Origin of the sequence: Ruthenibacterium lactatiformans (assembly GCF_000949455.1) — a bacterium.
Taxonomy (GTDB): Bacteria; Bacillota; Clostridia; order Oscillospirales; family Ruminococcaceae; genus Ruthenibacterium; species Ruthenibacterium lactatiformans.
In genome coordinates, this window is record NZ_JXXK01000011.1 from 47040 (window position 1) to 66909 (window position 19870).

The 19870-nt window shown below is 58.2% G+C and carries 21 protein-coding genes and 2 tRNA genes; 14 read left to right on the forward strand and 9 right to left on the reverse strand.

Annotation, left to right across the window (positions count from 1 at the left end; translation table 11 throughout):
- The first annotated feature begins 239 nt into the window (after positions 1-239).
- From mnmE to TQ39_RS09305, 13 genes are all read left to right on the forward strand, one after another.
- Complete coding sequence (gene mnmE / locus TQ39_RS09250) at positions 240-1625, forward strand: tRNA uridine-5-carboxymethylaminomethyl(34) synthesis GTPase MnmE (RefSeq protein ID WP_009323692.1); 1386 nt, start codon at positions 240-242, stop codon at positions 1623-1625.
- Between the two features lie 113 nt (positions 1626-1738).
- Positions 1739-2140, forward strand: coding sequence for a nuclear transport factor 2 family protein (locus TQ39_RS09255; RefSeq protein ID WP_009323691.1), 402 nt, complete (start codon positions 1739-1741; stop codon positions 2138-2140).
- Entirely contained in the window at positions 2127-2498 is a 372-nt protein-coding gene (locus TQ39_RS09260) for a DUF6483 family protein (protein ID WP_050005340.1), read from the forward strand. Before TQ39_RS09255 ends, TQ39_RS09260 begins: the two co-directional genes overlap by 14 nt.
- A gap of 32 nt (positions 2499-2530) precedes the next feature.
- Positions 2531-2782, forward strand: coding sequence for a kinase to dihydroxyacetone kinase (locus TQ39_RS09265; RefSeq protein ID WP_050005341.1), 252 nt, complete (start codon positions 2531-2533; stop codon positions 2780-2782).
- Positions 2783-2818: 36 nt separating this feature from the next.
- Positions 2819-4699: a tRNA uridine-5-carboxymethylaminomethyl(34) synthesis enzyme MnmG gene (mnmG, locus tag TQ39_RS09270; RefSeq protein WP_050005342.1), complete on the forward strand. Its 1881-nt coding sequence runs from the start codon at positions 2819-2821 to the stop codon at positions 4697-4699.
- 5 nt (positions 4700-4704) lie between these two features.
- Positions 4705-5406 (forward strand): 16S rRNA (guanine(527)-N(7))-methyltransferase RsmG, encoded by a 702-nt coding sequence (gene rsmG, locus TQ39_RS09275; protein WP_009323687.1) that lies wholly within the window; start codon positions 4705-4707, stop codon positions 5404-5406.
- Between the two features lie 149 nt (positions 5407-5555).
- On the forward strand, positions 5556-6356 hold the full coding sequence (locus TQ39_RS09280) for a ParB/RepB/Spo0J family partition protein (protein ID WP_050005371.1): 801 nt from the start codon (positions 5556-5558) through the stop codon (positions 6354-6356).
- A gap of 360 nt (positions 6357-6716) precedes the next feature.
- Positions 6717-7490: a ParA family protein gene (locus tag TQ39_RS09285; protein ID WP_050005343.1), complete on the forward strand. Its 774-nt coding sequence runs from the start codon at positions 6717-6719 to the stop codon at positions 7488-7490.
- Positions 7491-7493: 3 nt separating this feature from the next.
- The gene (locus TQ39_RS09290; RefSeq protein WP_009323684.1) at positions 7494-8360 is read left to right on the forward strand and encodes a ParB/RepB/Spo0J family partition protein; all 867 of its coding nucleotides are present in this window, start codon (positions 7494-7496) and stop codon (positions 8358-8360) included.
- Positions 8360-9646 carry a serine--tRNA ligase gene (gene serS / locus TQ39_RS09295; RefSeq protein ID WP_009323683.1) on the forward strand — a complete coding sequence of 429 codons (1287 nt, stop codon included), beginning with the start codon at positions 8360-8362 and terminating at the stop codon, positions 9644-9646. The genes TQ39_RS09290 and serS overlap by 1 nt, the downstream gene beginning before the upstream one ends.
- Positions 9647-9656: 10 nt before the next feature.
- Positions 9657-9818: a hypothetical protein gene (locus tag TQ39_RS21235; RefSeq protein ID WP_167541530.1), complete on the forward strand. Its 162-nt coding sequence runs from the start codon at positions 9657-9659 to the stop codon at positions 9816-9818.
- Positions 9819-9886: 68 nt separating this feature from the next.
- Positions 9887-9963 (forward strand) — tRNA-Met (locus tag TQ39_RS09300).
- A gap of 91 nt (positions 9964-10054) precedes the next feature.
- A tRNA-Glu gene (locus tag TQ39_RS09305) sits at positions 10055-10129 on the forward strand.
- Positions 10130-10295: 166 nt separating this feature from the next.
- Here TQ39_RS09305 and TQ39_RS09310 read toward each other — a convergent pair.
- From TQ39_RS09310 to TQ39_RS09335, 6 genes are all read right to left on the reverse strand, one after another.
- Positions 10296-10835, reverse strand: a complete 540-nt coding sequence (locus tag TQ39_RS09310) for a rubrerythrin family protein (RefSeq protein WP_050005344.1) — start codon at positions 10833-10835, stop codon at positions 10296-10298.
- A gap of 484 nt (positions 10836-11319) precedes the next feature.
- A complete protein-coding gene (locus TQ39_RS09315) occupies positions 11320-11973 on the reverse strand; it encodes an HAD family hydrolase (protein ID WP_069955725.1) in 654 nt (217 codons plus the stop codon).
- A gap of 79 nt (positions 11974-12052) precedes the next feature.
- A complete protein-coding gene (locus TQ39_RS09320) occupies positions 12053-13432 on the reverse strand; it encodes a PH domain-containing protein (RefSeq protein WP_050005346.1) in 1380 nt (459 codons plus the stop codon).
- A complete protein-coding gene (locus TQ39_RS09325) occupies positions 13429-13845 on the reverse strand; it encodes a PH domain-containing protein (protein WP_009323041.1) in 417 nt (138 codons plus the stop codon). Before TQ39_RS09325 ends, TQ39_RS09320 begins: the two co-directional genes overlap by 4 nt.
- Positions 13846-13887: 42 nt before the next feature.
- Positions 13888-14556: a potassium channel family protein gene (locus TQ39_RS09330; protein WP_050005347.1), complete on the reverse strand. Its 669-nt coding sequence runs from the start codon at positions 14554-14556 to the stop codon at positions 13888-13890.
- Positions 14557-14619: 63 nt separating this feature from the next.
- Positions 14620-15258, reverse strand: coding sequence for a potassium channel family protein (locus TQ39_RS09335; protein ID WP_009323039.1), 639 nt, complete (start codon positions 15256-15258; stop codon positions 14620-14622).
- A gap of 406 nt (positions 15259-15664) precedes the next feature.
- Here TQ39_RS09335 and ilvD point away from each other — a divergent pair, with 406 nt between their 5' ends.
- The gene (gene ilvD / locus TQ39_RS09340) at positions 15665-17332 is read left to right on the forward strand and encodes a dihydroxy-acid dehydratase (protein WP_009323038.1); all 1668 of its coding nucleotides are present in this window, start codon (positions 15665-15667) and stop codon (positions 17330-17332) included.
- Positions 17333-17460: 128 nt separating this feature from the next.
- Here ilvD and TQ39_RS09345 read toward each other — a convergent pair whose 3' ends face one another.
- The 3 genes from TQ39_RS09345 to TQ39_RS09355 all read right to left on the reverse strand — a co-directional run bounded on the left by TQ39_RS09345 (position 17461) and on the right by TQ39_RS09355 (position 19608).
- Entirely contained in the window at positions 17461-17733 is a 273-nt protein-coding gene (locus tag TQ39_RS09345) for a DUF6485 family protein (protein ID WP_009323037.1), read from the reverse strand.
- A gap of 106 nt (positions 17734-17839) precedes the next feature.
- On the reverse strand, positions 17840-18385 hold the full coding sequence (locus TQ39_RS09350) for an NUDIX domain-containing protein (RefSeq protein ID WP_050005372.1): 546 nt from the start codon (positions 18383-18385) through the stop codon (positions 17840-17842).
- On the reverse strand, positions 18385-19608 hold the full coding sequence (locus tag TQ39_RS09355; RefSeq protein ID WP_050005348.1) for a hemolysin family protein: 1224 nt from the start codon (positions 19606-19608) through the stop codon (positions 18385-18387). Before TQ39_RS09355 ends, TQ39_RS09350 begins: the two co-directional genes overlap by 1 nt.
- Positions 19609-19870: the final 262 nt, after the last annotated feature.

Below are 19870 nucleotides of genomic sequence, written 5' to 3' on the forward strand. Positions count from 1 at the left end.
ATGACCCCTCAAGAAGGTGGATGATTTATGTGTCTCATGAAGGAACAATAACTTTTACCGGAAACGAAATTACACAAGCAGCGAATAGAATAATTTCATCTCAATATATGATAAAATGATTTTTACTGCGGAAAATTTTTTTATATTAAAACAAAATCCACTATAATTGGCATTGTTGGATTTTCTTGAGGTATTTGTACATTTGTGCTACAATAAAACGAATTTGAAAAGAAAGGGGCATGCGGGCCTTGGTGCAGCAGAATGGGACCATCGCGGCCATTGCTACGCCGCCGGGCGTGGGGGGCATCGCCGTCGTGCGTATTTCCGGCAGCGGGGCTTACAGCGTGGCCGAAGCGGTATTCCGGCCCAAAAATCCGAATAAAAGCCTGCGTGCCGCGTCGGGTTATACAGCGCTGTTCGGCCATTTTGTGGAGGACGGGGCGCTGTGCGACGAGGTGGTAGCGCTTTGCTTCCGCGCGCCTCACAGCTATACGGGCGAGGATGTGGTGGAGCTTTCCTGCCACGGCGGCAGCGCCGTGAGCGCGCGCCTGCTGCGCGCCTGCTGTGCGGCTGGCGCAGCTCCGGCCGGGCCGGGCGAATTTACAAAACGCGCGTTTTTGTCCGGGCGTATCTCGCTCACACAGGCGGAAGCTGTAATGGATCTGATCAACGCTACCTCCCGGCAGGCCGCCGCTGCCGCCGCTGCCGCCATGGAAGGAGCGCTGTACGCAAAGATAAAATCTGTACAGGAAAACCTTGTGTCGCTCGCCGGACATATCGCTGCCTATACGGATTATCCGGAGGAAGATGTACCGGAGCTTTCGATGGGGGCGCTGGAAGCTTCCCTCGGGTGCGCGAAGGCAGCGCTGGATAAGCTGATTGCGGGCTATGATGCGGGCGCGGTGCTGCGCCGCGGTGTGGACACAGCCATCATCGGCAGCCCAAACGTGGGCAAAAGCACGCTGCTGAACCTGCTCTCCGGTTTTGAGCGTGCCATCGTTACGCCCGTGGCGGGTACCACACGGGACGTGGTGGAGCAGGAGATCCAGCTGGCCGGGGTTCGTCTGCTTCTGGCGGATACGGCGGGTATCCGGGACACCGACGATCTGGTGGAGGCGGAAGGCATCCGCCGCAGCTACCGCCACTTGGAACGCGCCGGCCTGGTCCTTGCAGTGTTCGACGGCTCCGCGCCTCTCTCCCCCGCCGATCTTTCGCTGGCGGAAAAGTGCGCGGGCCGGCCGGCCGTGGCGATCCTCAATAAAACGGACCTGCCGCAGCAGGCGGATGAAGAAAGTTTGCGGCCTTATTTCAGCACGGTGGTGAACATCAGCGCGAAGGACGCGGCGTTTCTTCCGGCGGTGGAGCAGGCGGTCACAGACGCGCTTCATTTGGCGGAAGCGGACCCCGACGCAGGGCTTCTGGCAAATGAGCGCCAGCTCGCTGCCGCCCGCACAGCACAGGCTGCGCTTGCGGACGCGCTGGAGGCTGTAAACGGCGGATACACGCTGGACGCAGCGGGCGTATGCGTGGATGACGCTCTGCGTGCGCTGTACGAATTGACTGGGGAAAATGCCGGGGATGATGTGATCGACGAAGTATTTTCTAGGTTTTGTGTCGGTAAATAAAGTACAATAATTGAAATTATATTATAATATTACAAATTGTATTATATTTTGGTCGTTTCTTTACAAGAAAACAAAGCGCACGGAAAGACGACCTTTCGGAAAGGAATGGAAAAATGGATTCTGCTGCGTTGGCACAGGCATTGTGGGCGGATATCGGCGCGCAGCGGTGGGATGCGCTGGCCGCATATTTCCTGCCTGGTGCGCTGATTTTCTGGCATAACACCGACGAGTGCTTCACCGCAGAGGAATTTGTGCGGGCCAACCGTGAATATCCCGGGAACTGGCGGATAGAGATAGAACGTGTCCATGCACTGGCGGATGCGGCGGCAACAGCCGTGCGGGTATACGGTCCGGATGGAACTTCTTTCCACGCCGCGTCATTTTTTACGTTCCGGCACGGAAAAATCGTCCGCCTGGATGAATATTGGGGCGATGACGGCCCCGCGCCGGAGTGGCGGCGCGCGCTGGGCATCGGCAGGCCCATCCAAAGGGAGGACCGGTATGGCGGCGAATGATTATCTGATGCGTCAGATCGAGGATATGGCCCGTTTTTTGGGGAAAGTGCTGTTCGTCAAAACCGAAGAGACGATTCCGTTGTTCGACGAACAGGGCAATGTACTGGAGAGCGGTTTGCTTTATAAGCGCCTGTGTGCCATGCTGGAGGAGGGCGATGCAAACAGCGCGGAAAATCTGCTGTTTGACGAAGTGGAAGCTCATCCCGACCCGGCATATTTGCAGGTGGCTGTGCAGTTCTATGCCGATTTGCAGCATTGGACGGACGCGGCGCTGGAAGCGGCTGATTTTTCCCGTCAGGAGGTTTTGGACGGCCTTGCAGCCGTGAAGGAGCTGTATGAGAAAAGGGCCGGTGGGTAGAAAGCGAAAGAATAAGACAGGAGAACTGCAGTATGACGGAATTTCGGTATGACACACAGCTCCTGATCGAGGGCGAAAACCTGGATGAGGACACGGTGCACGACCATTTCATCCGGCACTTTAAAGGCGACTGCCTGCTGGCCGTGGGGGATGAAAATCTCATCAAAATACATTTTCACACAAACGAACCCTGGCAGGTACTGGAATATTGTGCGGGACTGGGGGAAATTTTCGATATCGTGGTGGAGGATATGGACCGGCAGGCGCGCGGCTTAAAGGGCTGAGCGGCAGGCCGGACAAAGAAACGGGGCAAACGGACATTGGATATTTTAGGCGGTTATGAAGTTGTGGTCATCGGTGCAGGGCACGCGGGAATAGAAGCCGCCTGCGCCGCGGCGAAGCTGGGTGCGAAGACGGCGCTGTTCACGCTCACGCTGGACGGCATCGGGAATCTGCCCTGCAATCCGTCCATCGGAGGCACGGCCAAGGGACATCTTGTGCGGGAGATCGACGCGCTGGGCGGTGTGATGGGGATTGCGGCGGACGCCACTTTTTTGCAGAGCCGCATGCTGAACATGGGAAAAGGGCCGGCCGTCCATTCCCTGCGCGTGCAAACGGACAGGCGCAAATACCACGCCTATATGAAGCAGCTGCTGGAAAAGACGCAGAATCTGGAAGTCAAGCAGGCCGAGATCACGGCTGTGGACATCCGGGACGACGCGGTGTGCGGAGTGTGCACGCATCTGGGCGGATATTACAGGGCTGACGCCGTGATCGTTGCGACAGGAACTTATCTGGGCGGCCGTATTTTTGTGGGCGAGGCCAGCTATGCCAGCGGGCCGGACGGCCAGCATGCCGCCTGCGCGCTGACAGAGAGCCTGCGCGCCGCGGGCGTGCCGCTGCGCCGTTTCAAGACCGGAACGCCGGCCCGGGTACACCGGCGCAGCATCGATTTTTCAAAGCTCACCCGCCAGCCCGGGGACGAGAGCATCCAGCCTTTTTCCTTTCTGACAAAGAGCGAGATGAAAAATAAGGTGGATTGCTATATAGCCTTCACCAATGAGGAGACGCATCGTGTTATCCATGCGAACCTGCACCGCAGCCCGTTGTACGGCGGAAAGATCGAGGGCGTCGGTCCGCGATATTGTCCGTCTATTGAGGACAAGGTGGTGCGCTTTGCGGAAAAGCCGCGGCACCAGATATTTGTGGAGCCGTGCGGGCTGGACACCGAGGAAATGTACCTGCAGGGTATGAGCTCCAGCCTGCCCGAGGCTGTGCAGAATGAAATGTACCGTACCATAGAGGGCTTCGAGCATTTGGAGATCATGCGCCCGGCTTACGCCATCGAGTATGATTGTGCTGACCCTACGGCGCTTGCACCCACGCTGGAGTTCAAGGAGATACGCGGCCTGTATGGCGCGGGCCAGTTCAACGGCACATCCGGCTACGAGGAAGCGGCGGCTCAGGGCCTGCTGGCGGGCCTCAACGCGGCGCGCGCGGTACAGGGCAGGCCGGGCATTGTGCTTAAACGGCAGGAAAGCTATATCGGCACGCTGGTGGACGACCTTGTGACGAAGGGCGTGCTGGACCCTTACCGCATGATGACGAGCCGCAGCGAATACCGCCTGTATCTCCGGCAGGACAACGCCGACGAGCGGCTCACGCCGCTGGGCCGGGAGATTGGTTTGGTGGACGACGCGCGCTGGGCGGAGTTCAACCATCGCCGGGCCGTGCGCCGGGAGGAAGCTGCCCGCCTGACAAAAGTGGTTGTGCGTCCTGCGGATGCGAACCCGGTCCTTGCGGAAAAAGGCGAACCGCTTCTCACAAGCGGGGCCTCGGCCGCAGAGCTTCTGCGACGCCCCGCGTTGCGTTATACCGACATTGCACGGATGCTGCCGGAAAACCCGGACGTCACGCCCTTTATCGCCTATTGCCTGGAAACGGAGATCAAATATGAGGGCTATATCAAACGCCAGCAGAGCCAGATCGGCGCGGTGAAACGGCAGGAAGAAACGCCGATTCCCGAGGATTTTGATTACGCGCCGTTAACGGGCTTGCGTCTGGAGGCTCGGGAGAAGCTGGCGAAGATACGTCCCCGTTCCGTGGGGCAGGCGGCGCGGATTCCGGGCGTCGGCCCGGCGGATGTTGCCTGCCTTGCGGTGGAGCTGGCGAAACGGCGCAGAAGTGAGGGAAAGGAATAAAAGCTATGATTGATACAGAGCGCCTCATCCGGAAGGCGGCGGCTTACGGCATCGACGCAGCTCCCGTGGTACGGAAGCTGGACGAATATGCCGCGCTGCTGGTGGAATACAATCAAAAAGTAAACCTTACCGCCATTACGGATGCCGAAGGCATTGAGGACCGTCATTTCATCGACAGCCTGCTGCTGGCCGCGCGCCCGGAGGTGTGCGGGCGTATGGTGGATGTTGGCACGGGCGCAGGGTTTCCCGGCATTGTGGCGAAGCTGTTTCGCCCGGAGCTGGATCTGACGCTGATGGAGCCGACGGGCAAGCGGGTCGATTTTTTGAAATATGCCTGCAGTGCGCTGGGCGTGGAAGCCGAATTCGCCAAGGAGCGCGCAGAGGAAGCCGCGCGCAAGCAATGGCGCGAGAGCTTTGACGTGGCCACGGCCCGGGCCGTGGCCGCACTGCCGGTGCTGGCCGAGTATTGCCTGCCCTTGCTGAGGCGGGGCGGCGTGTTCATTGCCATGAAAGGCAGCGGCGCGGATGAGGAAATTGATGCCGCGCAGGGTGCGGTTGCCAAGCTGGGCGGGAAATATGCGGGCCGTCAGGATGTGACGTTGCCCGACGGTTCGGCCCGGACGCTTATTTTGTATGAAAAAATATCGCAAACTCCGCCTGTTTACCCAAGAAACGGCGGCAAAATCGCAAAAGCCCCGTTGAAATGACATCCGGTTGTCGAATGATGTAAATGGAAATAACTGGAAATATTAGCGTATCCGTGCTACAATTTGTCTTGTTGCAAGATGTTGGCGCGGATACGCTTTTTTCTTTTCACTTTTCGGCGTATTTCCCGCGTGCAAAGGAGGAACCCGATTTGGCGAAAGAGAAACCAGCGGAACAGACGAAGGTATGGCTGCTTCCCATTGAAAAAATCACACCGTCGCCTTTTCAGGCGCGCACAGTATTTGATGAAGGCGAGATCAAAAAACTGGCGGTGAGTATTTTGCAAAACGGACTGCTGCAGCCCATCAGTGTCCGCCCTACAGTAGACGGGCGGTATCAGCTGATTGCCGGGGAACGCCGTCTGCGGGCATGCAAGCTGACGGGTATGGAAACGATCCCCGCGATTATCTATCATTTTGAGGATGAAAAGACGGCTGCTCTGAGTTTGCTGGAGAACCTGCAGCGGGAACAGCTGGGGCCGTTTGAACAAGCACGTGCATTACGTGACCTGTTGAATCTTTGGAATTGCACGCAGGAGGCGGGTGCACGCAGGCTGGGTATTGCGCAGCCTACACTGGCCAATAAGCTGCGCCTCTTGACTTTGACGCAGGAACAGCAGGATATCTGTACCGAAGCAAACCTGACGGAACGCCATGCACGGGCGGTGCTTCGGCTGCCGACTTCAGAGCTGCGCACAAAGGCGCTTCGCACAGCAGCAGAGCGGGGTTATAATGTACAGCAGACCGAGGCGTTGGTGGAGCGGGTCCTTTCTCACAAATCAAAACCGAAGCGCACTGTTATGGTGCGGGATGTGCGTATTTTTGTAAATACCATAGACCGTGCCGTAAAGATGATGACGGGAAGCGGTATTCCGGCAACGGCTGAAAAGCGTGAACAGGCGGATTACATAGAGTATGTGGTGCGAATTCCGACACACCGGCCCGTCAATTGAATATTTTTAAGATTAAGCCGGCCGTCTTACCGTACAAGAGCCTCTCACAGTCGTGCTCCTGTGAATTTTGTAAAGTTTGTATACGGCCCTTTAAACTTGCGTTCTCCTTCTTCTCCATCCAAACGCCGGGCGGATGTTCCACGTGGAACATCCGCCCGGCGTTTTTATATGGATTGTTCCACGTGGAACAAATGTTTTGCAGGAAAAGGAAAATGCATATGTTCCACGTGGAACATTTTGCGGAAAAGGCCTTTTAAAGCCCCCCAAGCTGTGTTATACTAAAACACAGCGGTGTAAGCAGAAAAAGCTGCCTTTAAAATCATAGTGTTGAATGTATACAGAAGACCGGAGGGAAAACCGTTGGGAAAAGTGATCGCAGTCGCCAATCAAAAAGGCGGGGTGGGAAAAACCACAACAGCCGTAAATCTGGCGTCCAGTGTTGCGGCGCAGGGCAAGCATGTTCTGATTGTTGACCTGGACCCGCAAGGCAATACTACCAGCGGCTTCGGCGTGACAAAGCGCAGCGTAGAAACCAGTGTGTATCAGCTTTTAACCGGGGAGGCACCGGCCTCTGCGGGCATTCAGCACACAAAATACCGTGTGGACCTGATTGCCTCCAATATCCAATTGTCCGGTGCAGGCCTGGAATTGGTAAATATGCAACGTCGGGAATCCCGTCTGCGGGAAGCCTTGACTCCGGTCCTGAATCAATACGATTTTATTTTTATCGACTGTCCCCCTTCCCTGGACCTGCTCACTCTCAACGGGCTGTGTGCCTGCGATACGGTATTGGTCCCCATTCAGTGTGAATTTTTTGCGCTGGAAGGGCTGTCGGAGCTGATGAACACCATCCGAAATGTCAAAAAGATCTATAACCCTTACATCGAGATAGAAGGCGTACTGCTGACGATGTACGACGGAAGGCTGAATTTGACGCTTCAGGTCGTGCAGGAAGTGAAAAAATACTTTGGTAATAAGGTTTATAAGACAACGATTCCACGCAATGTACGGCTTTCAGAAGCGCCCAGCTTCGGCGCGCCCATCAATTACTACGACGGCGCGTCCAAAGGTGCAGAAGCATACGCTTATCTTGCGGCGGAATTCATCAAAAACAATAAGAAAGGCGGTGCGTGACGCATGGCAAAAAAAGGAGGCCTCGGCAGAGGTCTTGACATCCTGTTTCAGGATACAGGCGCGGGCGGCGGCGATGAAGGCGTCAGCACGCTGCGTCTTGCGGAAATAGAGCCGGACAAAAATCAGCCGCGCAAAGCGTTTGACGATACGGCATTGTCCGAGCTTGCGGCCAGTATTACAGAGCACGGCGTTTTGCAGCCCATCGTGGTGCGTCCGTCCCCCGCAGGGGGATATATCATTGTAGCGGGCGAACGCCGCTGGCGTGCTGCGCGCCTGGCGGGCCTGACGGAGATCCCTGCATTGATCAAGGATATCTCGGACACACAGGCCATGGAGATTGCTCTCATTGAAAATCTTCAGCGCGAGGACCTGGACCCCGTGGAAGAGGCTTTGGGATACCGTCAGCTCATGGAACGGTGCAGCTATACGCAGGAGGCGGCCGCAGCACGGCTTTCCAAAAGCCGCAGCGCGGTGGCAAACAGTCTTCGCCTTCTGAACCTGCCGGAAAAAGCGCTGGGATATCTGCGCGCGGGCAAGCTGTCTGCCGGGCATGCGAAAGCTGTACTCTCGCTGGAAAGCCGCGAGGCGCAGCAGCAGGCGGCAGACATCATCGTCAAAGAAGGGCTGAATGTACGCCAGGCAGAAGCGCTTTGCAAAAAAATGGCGAAAAAACCCCGTCCTAAGCGGGAACTCACCCTCCCTCCCCTGCCCTGTGAGGTGGAATTGAGCCTGAAAGAGGCTCTGGGTACTGAAGTACATGTGCAGTACAAAGAAGGCAAAGGCAGCCTGAATGTGAGTTTCTATTCCGACGAACAGCTTAGGGCGTTTGCGAATCTCTTGGGAAAATATGAAAAGGAGCGAAATCTATAATGCTGGATATCAAATTTGTACGGGAAAACCCCGAACTTGTAAAGGAAAATATCAAAAAGAAATTTCAGGACAGCAAGCTGCTGCTGGTGGATGAAGTGATCGCGCTGGATGCCGAATACCGCGCAGCCATTACCGAGGGCGATGGGCTGCGCGCACAGCGCAATAAGCTGTCCAAAAGCATTGGTGCGCTGATGGCACAAGGCAAAAAGGACGAAGCGGAAGCTGTGAAAAAGCAGGTCACCGAGCAGGCGGACCGCCTGAAAGAGTTGGAGATGCGTGAGGCGGAGCTTCAGGAGGAAGTACGCCAGCGGATGCTTGTCATCCCCAATATGCTGGACCCCAGTGTACCCATCGGCCGCGACGACAGCGAGAATGTGGAGGTACAGCGTTTTGGTGAGCCTGTTGTGCCGGATTTTGAAATCCCCTATCATACCGAGATCATGGAACGCTTTGGCGGTATCGACCTGGACAGCGCCCGCCGTGTGGCGGGCAATGGGTTCTATTACCTGCTTGGGGATATTGCCCGCCTGCATGAAGCCGTTCTGGCATATGCCCGGGATTTTATGATCGAAAAGGGCTTCACCTATGTCATTCCCCCGTTCATGATGCATGGCAGCGTGGTGCAGGGTGTAATGAGCTTTCCCGAAATGGACGCCATGATGTATAAGATCGAAGGCGAAGATCTGTATCTCATCGGTACGTCTGAACACACGATGATCGGCCGTTTTGTAGACCAGCTCATCCCTGAGGCCCAGCTTCCGCTGACGCTCACCAGCTATTCCCCCTGCTTCCGCAAGGAAAAAGGCGCTCACGGCTTGGAGGAGCGCGGCATTTACCGTATCCACCAGTTTGAAAAGCAGGAAATGATCGTGCTCTGCAAGCCGGAGGACAGCATGGCATGGTACGAAAAGCTGTGGCGCAACAGTGTGGAGCTGTTCCGCAGCCTGGATATCCCGGTGCGACAGCTGGAATGCTGCTCCGGGGACCTGGCGGATCTGAAGGTGAAGAGCTGCGACATCGAAGCGTGGAGCCCCCGCCAGCAGAAATATTTCGAGGTATGCAGCTGCTCAAATCTGGGCGACGCACAGAGCCGCCGCCTGAAGATCCGCATCAAAGGCGAGGACGGGAAAAACTATCTGCCGCATACGCTGAACAATACCTGTGTGGCTCCGCCCCGCATGCTTATCGCGTTTTTGGAAAATAATTTGCGTGCTGACGGCAGCGTGCGCATTCCCGAGGTGCTACGTCCCTACATGGGTGGGAAGGCAGAATTGCAGAAAGCATAATTGGAAAATAATGGAAAATATCCCCGGCTTTTCCAATGTGAGCCGGGGATATTTGGATTTCCATGCTTTTTCACCTGTAAAAGATTCAGACAAAGAATTATTTTGTTTGCCTCTGGGAACACTGGAAAGGCGAAGCGGCGAAAAAGCCGGAATACTGCGGGAATTTCCGTGAAAAATGCTTGACAACAGGGCACCTTTTCTATATAATATCAGATGCACCACTTTTCTGTGGTTGTTTGTGGCGGTATAGCTCAGTTGGCTAGAGCATTCGGTTCATACCCGAAGTGTCACCGGTTCGAATCCAGTTACCGCTACCATATTACAGGGTTTTGCTGAAAGTTGCGGGGTACTTGCTGCAATCGCGGCGGGTGTGAGGCTTTGGCAATATTCAGCAAAATCCTGTATTATGGCCCGATGGTCAAGCGGTCAAGACATCGCCCTTTCACGGCGGTAACCCGGGTTCGATTCCCGGTCGGGTCACCAGATGAAAACCGCACTGTACAGCCAAAAACGGTTGTACAGTGCGGTTTTTTATGCATTTAAAATGCTGTGACAACGAAATGAGAACATCTTTTATGCCCTGTTCGTTTCCGTGCCGGCCAAACAGACCCGCATGGCATGAAGAAAGGGCATGCTGCTATTTTTTACTTCAATAATTTTCCGCCTTGATTTCGGTATAGCTCTGGGAATGCCCGCATACAGGGCAAACTTCCGGCGAGCATGCGGCATACGTTACGTTTCCGCATACCATGCACACCCACACGGTGGGGCGCCCCTTACAAAAAACCTGGCAGTCCTCAATGTTGGCAGCCAGCTTGTTGTAACGCTGTTCATGCGTTTTTTCAATGTTCCCCACGCGGGTGAACAGTTCCGCCAGCTCCTCAAAGCCTTCACAGCGGGCGGTACGGGCAAATTCGGCATACATCTCGGTCCATTCATAGTGTTCCCCGGCTGCCGCGTCCCGCAGGTTTTCCAGCGTGCCGGGCACTTCGCCGCCGGAAAGATGCTTAAGCCAGATCTCGGCGTGTTCCTGTTCATTGCGGGATGTTTCATCAAAGATGTTCCCCATCTGCTCGTAGCCGTCTTCCCGCGCACGCAGCGCATAGATCTTATATTTTGCACAAGCGTGCAGCTCGCCCGAAAATGCGGTCTGCAGATTTTTCCACGTCTGACTGTGTTGCAGTTCCATGGTCAATGCCTCCCGTTATATTGATGTGCCGCAAGACGGCAAAGCGCCGTCAAACCATTGTATGCGGCGGTACCCGGTTCTGACCATGCGCACGGGCACCTTAAAAGGAAGGGACAGAAAAAGCCCCGCCAGATTCTTTTGGGATCTGGCGGGGCTTCAGCATTTGGAGCATTGTTCCCGGCAAGCCGCCTCACATCGAAAGAGGCGTTCCTTCGACACGCGGGCCGTCGGAATATAAAAATACGCTCTGCCGTCGTCGGTGCGCAGCAGAGGGATAACGGTCTCCTGTTTATAAGCCTGTGTGCGCTTCCTCAAAATGCTCAAAACGCGGCAGGAATATGTGATAATGGGGCAAGATTTCCACGTCTGTCAGACAAAGCCCGGTGGTGTCCAACAAGCCGGCGGATTTATCATTTCCGGTGTGCAGCGGGCGACGAATGCAATGGAACACTGCATTACAAAGCGGCCGGCGCTGCAGCTGCTCTTAGGCATCCAGCACCAGCACACGGATATCCTCCGGGCTGCGGACGAGATAGGACGCGCCCGCGCCGCACAGCTCGTCCCCGGTGCGGAAGCCCCACAGAACGCCGCAGCCCGCAAGCCCGGCATTGCGGGCTGTTTCAATGTCCACGCCGCTGTCCCCCACATAAAGCACCTGCTGCGCAGCAAGGCCGAAAGCGGCGCGCATGCCGTTCACAAGATGCGGGTCGGGCTTCGTGGGGGTGCCCAGCGTATGGCCGGCCACTGCGTCAAACAGACCCGGAAAATAATGACTGACAACGCTTTTGGTGAGAGCATCCTCCTTATTGGACACGACGCCCAGTTTTACGCCTGCGCCGTGCAGCGCGGCAAGCAGGGCGGGGATGCCGGGATACGGAGCCGTAGCGTCCTCCTTGTGCGCGTCGTAATAAGGGAAAAACAACCGGGCTGCCTGCGCCTGCGTAGCTTCGTCCCGGTGCCCGGGAGGAAGAAAACGCTCGATCAGCTTGGGAATGCCGTTGCCCACCATGTATTTGTATTCTTCTTCCGTATGGGGCGCAAAGCCCATTTCGGCCAGCGTATGATTGGCCGCGGCGGCAAGATCGCCGATGGTGTTCAGCAGCGTGCCGTCAAGATCGAATATCACAGCTCGATACAAAAGAATCAGCTTCTTTCAAGAATGAGAATAAAACGCGGTGCGGTTCCTGCACAGCGGCGGAAAAGCACGGTGACGCCGCTTACAGCGTGAACGGGATTTCCCGCGCCAGATATTGCAGTACGCCGCGCACGCGGTACTGCAGCCCGCAGGGCAGGTGCACCCGCACGTCGCACCGTCCGCCGCTGACGGAAAATGGGTTTTCCAGCAGCGTATAGGAAAGATCCGGCGTGAACACACAAACCTCATGCCGGGTAAAAAAACGGGTATAACATACGGACAGCGTGCGGTTGGCGTTTTTGTGCAGGCCTTCACGGAAAAAGCCCTCCAACGAAACCAGCAGCCCAGCGAGGGCAAGCACCACCGGTACGAAAAGCATGGGCAGAATCTGCGGCATTGCGTAAGAGGCCACGCCGCACAGCGCCAAAGAAAGAGCGAGCAGCGTGCCGGGCTGCCAAAGATACTGCACCGGGCTTTTGCGTGCAGGCATGCACAGCGGACCGTCCGGCGGGCAGAAGTTGGGCAGCAGGCGCTCCACTGTCCGCTCTTCCCCTTTTTTATAGACCAGCACGGGCAGATCGCCTCCGCGGAAGCTGCCTGCGGAAAGGTATACCGGATAGCGCCGCAGAAGGCGCGCCGGCGGCGTAACGCACACATCGCAGGCGGACACACAGGCCACCAGGATACGCCGCTCGATGAGCGTGACAAAGCCGCCTTTGCTGATGATGACTCCGCCGTTCCGGCATACCTTAAAGCCTGCCGTGTGCAGCAGCGCATACAAAAAGGTGAATCCCGTCACGGCAAAGCCCAGCGTTACCAGAAAAGCCAGGCCCGTGGGCAGATACCGCGCCGCAAACAGCTCGACCTCATGAAAAGTGTCCAGCGCGATTTGCTGGAAATTCTGCCCCAGAACCTCATCCAGCTGTTTCACACCCCACAGGGCAAAAGCGCTGCTGGTGATGATATTGGCACTCAGCATCACGAAGCTCAGACGTTCAAAGCCCGTGGGCTCGAATACGGACGTATCGCTGCGCACAGGCAGAAGAACATCCGCCACCGCAGCCGCGTCCTTTTTATGAAGAAACATGGAATAACTTTTGGGCGAGGCGTTCGTTTTGAAATACAGCGTTATACGGCTTGCGCCCAGCATGCGGCAGTACAAAGGGCGGGCGATCTCCAGCGCCGCGATGCTGGCTCTGCCGAAGGTGTGATAGCTGCGGTAAAACACGCCCTGCGTCACCTTTACGGCGCCGTCCTCCAGCCGGAAGGCTGTGGCACGCCAAAGAGCCAGCGCCGCAGCAGCGCAGGCCAGCAGGATAACGGCGTCCTGCCGGAGCGCCGCCCAAAGGCTGTCCAGGTCGAACGCAAGCAGCGCCTGAAGCATCGGTACCAGGCACAGCAGCAGGCCGTACCGCAGATAATGGACCGCAAAAATGATATGGAACCGGCGTTGCCTGTTCACAGCAGCTTCCCCCCGTGCGTCAGCTTGGCGGAAAGGCACTCCGCGTCCGCCTTGCGCATACCGGGCACCAACGTGGTGCAGCCGCTGGAGTACAGGAAGAACAGGCAGGTGCCCGTCATGCGCTGCAGCGGCGTCTGCACGATGTGGCAGCCCGCAAGGAACCGCAGCGGGATGCGCCGCGTTACGGGAAACAGCAGGCCGCGCCGAAGCGTCAGATGGTTGCCGCCCACACGCACGCAGGACGAAGCCAGCCGCGGCGCCAGCACGCCGAAGCACGCCGCAAGCCACAGCAGAAATACCGCCAGCGTCGGCGTAAAGAAATTTTTCCAGAACGGCAGGCACAGCATCGCGCCCAGTGCGGCGCACCAGCCGCTGACGATGGCGGCGCCGTGCCGCGGGACAGAAAATTCCATAGATCTTCCTTTCCGCCGAAACCGGGAGCCGCCCGTGCGGGGCTATTTTACGTCCGCCAGGTTCCAGCTTTGTGCCAGCTCGTGGAACGCCGTGTTTTTGGCCAGCACCACGACTTTATCGTTCACCAGGATCTGCGTATTGCCGCGGGGGACGATCAGCTCACCGTCCCGCGTGATGGAAATGACCACCGCATCCTTGGGGATGATAAGCTCAGCCAGCGTTTTCCCCGCATGGGCGAAGCCCTGTGGAATGAGCACCTCGGTGAGCGAGGCCGTCCCCCCCGCAAGGCTGAGCAGCTGCTGGATGGCCGCCGTCTCCACCTCGCGCTCGATGAGGTGCGTCAGGTTATCGGTAGCGCTCACGGCAATGTCCACGCCCAGTTTTTTCAGCACTGCGGCGTTTTTGGGGTTGTTCACTCGGGCCACCGTGCGCTTGACCTTGAACACCTGCTTTGCAAGCTGGCATACGATCAAATTGTCTTCGTCCCGGCCCGTTACCGCAACCATGGCGCTGCAGTGAGCCACGTCCGCACTCTCCTGCACTTCGGCAAAAGTGCCGTCGCCGCACACCACGGTCAGGTCCAGGCTGTCGGCCACCTTGCGGCACATGGCCGGGTCGTCCTCGATGAGCACCGGCGTGTGGCCGTGCTCCAGAAGGGTCTTGGCAAGATAGTAGCCCACTTTGCCTCCGCCCACGATACAAACACGCATATTTGTGTACTCCTTATGATGTTTCCCCGCATGGGCCGCTATCCGCGGCGGCGGGAGTATTCCTCAGTCCGCCAGTTCCGCAAACAGGATCTTATCATCCACATGCAGCGTAGGCTGGGTGTTGGCAAGTTCCATCGTGCCGTTGGCGCGCAGCACGCCGAATACCATCATGCCCGCCCGGGGCGGCTGTACGGACGAAAGCGGACGGTTCCACTGATGCTTCGCGGCAGGTACAGCTGAAAAATTTGCCGTGGAGGAACCGAACATCACGCACTGGTCCTCGTCGTCCTCCTCCTGCAGAATACCCGCCAGCAGGCCTTGGGCCGTCAGATTGGTGCCGCACACGATGCGCAGGCCAAAGCGCTCGGTGTAGACCTCTTTGCGGGAGGGCTCGGCCACGCGGGCGATGACGTGCTTCACACCGAACAGCTCGCGCGCGATCTGCGCTACCATCAGATTGATGTTGTCATCCTTGGTGACGGCGGCCACGGCGTCGCAGGCCTCAATGCCCGCACTGCGCAGTACATCGCCGTCGATGGGCACGCCCGCCACGGCCATGCCGGAAAATGGCGGCTCCAGTTCATTGAGCAGAGCCAGATTGGCGGCGTCTTCGTCCAGCACGGAAACATCGTGCCCCAGCCGCTCCAGCACATGTACCAGCCTGCGGCCCACGCGGCCGCAGCCTACGATCAGGATATTCATAGCTTGTCTCCTTCGGTCTCCGCCGGGACGGAGCCCGGAGGCCCGCGCCGCGCGGACAATGGCGCGGCCGTGCGGCGGCGCTCTGCCCTCATTATACCCGTTCCCCGGCGGGGTTGCAACCGATACACATTTATGCTTTGCAGTTTTGCCGCGCCTGTGCTATAGTATCAGTGTATAAAAACAGCGGTTTTCCGCCGCGCGGCGGAAAGCTCCGAAGGCTTCATCCGATGCCGCAGGCGCGAACGGAAAGGCCGCGGAGCGCCGGCCGGGCCCGGGAAAGCGTTCAGCGCCCGTCCGCGGCCTTGGCTGTGCGCCGTTTTTGGTACATTGCGGCTAGTTAAAAAGTACCGCGTCTATTGTACATGGGATACGGTGGGGAAAAAAGCAAAAAAAGGAGAGGAACACCATGCAATTGAACAGCGAATCCGTACTGAAAGGCGCTGAACGTGCGCCGAACCGGAGCCTTTTTTATGCTCTGGGTTATACTGATGAAGAAATCAACCGTCCGTTGATCGGCGTTGTGAGCGCGTACAGCGAGATCGTACCCGGCCATGCTCATTTGGACAAGCTGGCCGAGGCTGTCAAGGCGGGCGTGCGCATGGCGGGCGGTACTCCTATCCTGGTACCGTCCATCGGTGTGTGCGACGGAATCGCCATGGGCCATATCGGTATGAAGTATTCCCTGCCCAGCCGTGAGCTGATCTGCGACAGCGTGGAGACGATGGCGCGCGCCCACGGGTTTGATGGCTTGGTACTGGTGCCGAACTGCGACAAGATCGTGCCCGGCATGCTGATGGCCGCGGCCCGGTTGAATATCCCGTCCATTGTCGTCAGCGGCGGGCCGATGCTCTCGGGCCGGCAGGGCACGCGCCACGTTTCGCTTTCCCAGATGTTCGAGGCGGTGGGGAGCTACAAGGCCGGCATCATCGGCGAAGACGTGCTGGACGATTACACCAAAAACACCTGTCCCGGCTGCGGCAGCTGCTCGGGTATGTATACGGCCAACAGCATGAACTGCCTGTGCGAAGCCATTGGCATGGCGCTGCCCGGCAACGGAACCATCCCTGCGGTATACGCGGCGCGCACGCAGCTGGCAAAGCACGCGGGCATGCGCATCATGGATCTGGTGCGGGACGGGGTGCGTCCCCGGGATATTCTGACACCGGCGGCATTCAGAAATGCACTGGCCACGGATATGGCGCTGGGCTGCAGTTCCAACAGCGTTTTGCACCTGCTGGCCATTGCCAACGAGGCGGATGTGCCTATGAGCCTGGAGACTTTCAATGAAATGAGCGCGAAGGTGCCCAACTTCTGCCACCTTGCTCCGGCCGGCCCCACGCATATCGAGGACCTGTACGCCGCGGGCGGCGTGCCCGCTGTCATGGCGCAGCTGGCCGGGCTGGGCCTGCTGGATACAAGTCTGCCCACGGTGACGGGCAAAACTGTGGGCGAGAACATTGCAGGCGCGCAGAACCGCGATACAAACGCCATCCGTCCCGCGGACGACCCGTACAGCAAGACGGGCGGCATCGCCGTGATGTGGGGCAACATTGCGCAGAACGGCTGCGTGGTGAAGCGCAGCGCGGTCGCTCCCGAGATGCTGGTGCACAGCGGTCCCGCGCGGGTGTTCGACGGTGAGGAAAGCGCCATCGACGCCATTTACAACGGCCGCATCCAGCCGGGAGATGTGGTGGTCATCCGATACGAAGGCCCGGTGGGCGGCCCCGGTATGCGCGAGATGCTCAATCCCACCAGCGCGCTGGCGGGTATGAAGCTGGACAAATCCGTGGCGCTCATCACCGACGGACGCTTCTCGGGCGCGTCCCGCGGCGCGTCCATCGGACATGTGGCGCCTGAGGCCGCCGTGGGCGGAAATATCGCGCTCATCGAGGAGGGCGACGTCATCGATATCGACATCCCGGGCGGGCGTATCGGCGTGCGCGTGGACGACGATACGCTGGCGCGCCGCCGCGCGGCATGGACGGCTCCTGCACCTAAGGAGACCACAGGCTGGCTGGCGCGCTATGCAAAGCTGGTGTCGGGCGCAAACGAAGGCGCCGTGATGCAGAAATAAGATTTTCCGCACAGAAAAAACAGCGGCCGGGAAGTATCCGGCCGCTGTTTTTCATCCCAACGATTCCCCCGGCCGCAGCCCGCGTGAAAAGCGGCCGCATGGCCTGAAAAAATATCCTGTGGATGTTCTTAAGTTTCCGGCGGCGGAGATTGCATCTGCTCCGCGCCCGCCTGCCGCGGGCCCGCCGTGCAGGGCCGCTCCGCCTCCAGCACAAGCTGTGCAAAGCCCTGATAGGTATAATCCGCGTCCGGTCCCCGGTAAGGGGCCACCGCGTTGAAAAAGCAGCTCGGCAGCTCACCTTCCCGCAGGCATTTCCCAATGCAGGGCGTGCAGCCCCTGTCGTGGTTCACGGGGTTCAGCGGACATTTTGTGTCCCGGCAGGTGCAGAAAGCAACGTTCATTCCGAAAAGCTCCTTTCCAAAACGGCAGATGCCGCCGCAGGGGCGCGGCCGTTCTGTCTGGCAGAACAGGGACTGCCGTTTTCCGTGCTCCGCGTGTTGAAACTGTTTAAAACCGGCCCGCGTCCCGCAGGGCTTTCACCTTCAGTACAGCGGCTACGGTCTTACTGTCGGTGATCTCACCGGAGAGAACCATTTCCGCGGCCTTGTCCAGCGGCAGCGTGAACACCGAGAGAAATTCGTCCGCGTCCAGGTGCTGCCCCACGGGAGAAAGGCCCTTGGCCGCATACAGGTAAATGATCTCGCTGCAATATCCGCAGGTGGGAATGATATACCCCAGGTCCCGGTATTCGGCGGCGGCAAGGCCCGCTTCCTCGCCCAGCTCACGCTTGGCGGCTTCCAATGGGTCCTCCCCCTTTTCCAGCTTGCCGGCAGGAATCTCGATCAATTCCCGGTCCAGCGCGTAGCGGTACTGGCGCACCAGATAGAGCTCACCCTCGTCGTTGAGCGCTGCAACGCCCGCACCGCCGTGATGGCGTACCACCTCCCGGGTGCTGGTGCCGCCGTTTTCCAGTTCCACCCTGTCCAGCGTCACGGTGATGACGCGTCCCTCGAATTTTGTCTCGCTCGAAAGCCGTTTTTCAAAATGTGCCATCATGCATCCTCTTCTTCGTCGTCGTCATTTTCGGGGTTCAGCTCCGGAGTGCGGGTGCATTTTACCTTGCCCACTCTCCGGTCCTCCACTTCCAGCACTGTGAATTCCAGCCCGCCGTATTCCAGCGTCACATCTTCCCCCGCTGCGGGGATACGGCCCAAGCGGTCGATGATCAGGCCGCCCACGGTATCGAAATCGGCCTCGCCGTCCTCGTCCTCATCGGGCGGTTCCAGGCCGAAGGCCTCGAACACTTCCTCCAGGTCCGCGCTGCCTGCGGCAACAAACCCGTCCTCGGTGGCCACAAGGTCCTCGTCCTCGTTGTCAAATTCGTCCTGGATGTTGCCCACGATCTCCTCCAGGACGTCCTCCATCGTGGCAAGTCCGCTGGTGCCGCCGTATTCGTCCACCACCACGGCGATCTGCGTGTGCTTTACCTTAAAATCCACCAGCAGCTCCTGGGCGCGGCAGGCTTCCGGCACGAACATCGCGCCGCGCATGAACCGGCTCACCGGGGCCTGCGCCTTTTCCGGCGTGTCCCAAAGCGCGAACAGGTCCTTCACATACAAAATGCCGACAATGTCGTCCAGTGACTTGCGGTATACCGGGAGGCGCGAAAATCCGTGCTCCAGAGAAAGGCGTACCGCGTCGGCGGCGGGCGTGTTTTCCTCCACGCTTACGATCTCAGTGCGGTGGGTCATCACGTCGCCTGCCGTCACGTCGTCCAGCTCGAAGATGTTGGTGATCATCTTCTTCTGGCTTTCGTCTATCAGATCGTGCTCCTCCACGTCGTCCACGAAAGAGAGCACATCCTCCTCTGTTACGTCGGACTGGGCCGAGAGCCCCAGCGCCTTGAACACCAGCTTCGCGGGAGCGGCCAGCGGCGCACCCAGCATACAGGCGGCCGTGAAGCCGCTTTTCTCCTTTATGCGGCCCTTCGCCCGGCCAAGGCTGTACAGCAGCACGGCCAGCGCGGCCAGCGCCGCCAGGCACAGAAGCGTCCACCAGGGAGCTTGTGCAAAAATGCGAAGAAAGCCGTAAACAAAAAATCCGCACGCAAACACAAATGCCGCGCAAAGCCCGGCCATCCTGTCGGAAAACCCAAGGATGCCACTCTGCTGCCGCTCCGGTTCGCTTGCGGACACTGCGCCCGCGCGGTAAGCCGCCGCAAGCGCGCCAAACGTGGAAGCTGTTGCGATGAGGATACTAAGACCATCAGGGTCCATCTGAAAAAAACTCCTTCTTTCCGCCCGCCGCCGGAGCGCGGGCCATAGAATGCGGGCGCATAAGCCCGGATATTTACCTTATAATATACTGGATTGAAAGCGGCGTGTCAAATGCGGGGCGTAAAATCCGTGTAAAAGGAGGCGCATGGAGGTGTGAAGGTGGGATTTTTTTGTAAAAATGGCCGCGGTTCCCCATAAAAATCCCCTGCCCCTTGTTTACTTTCCCGCAAAACTTTGCTACAATAATGACGAGCGTAATGCA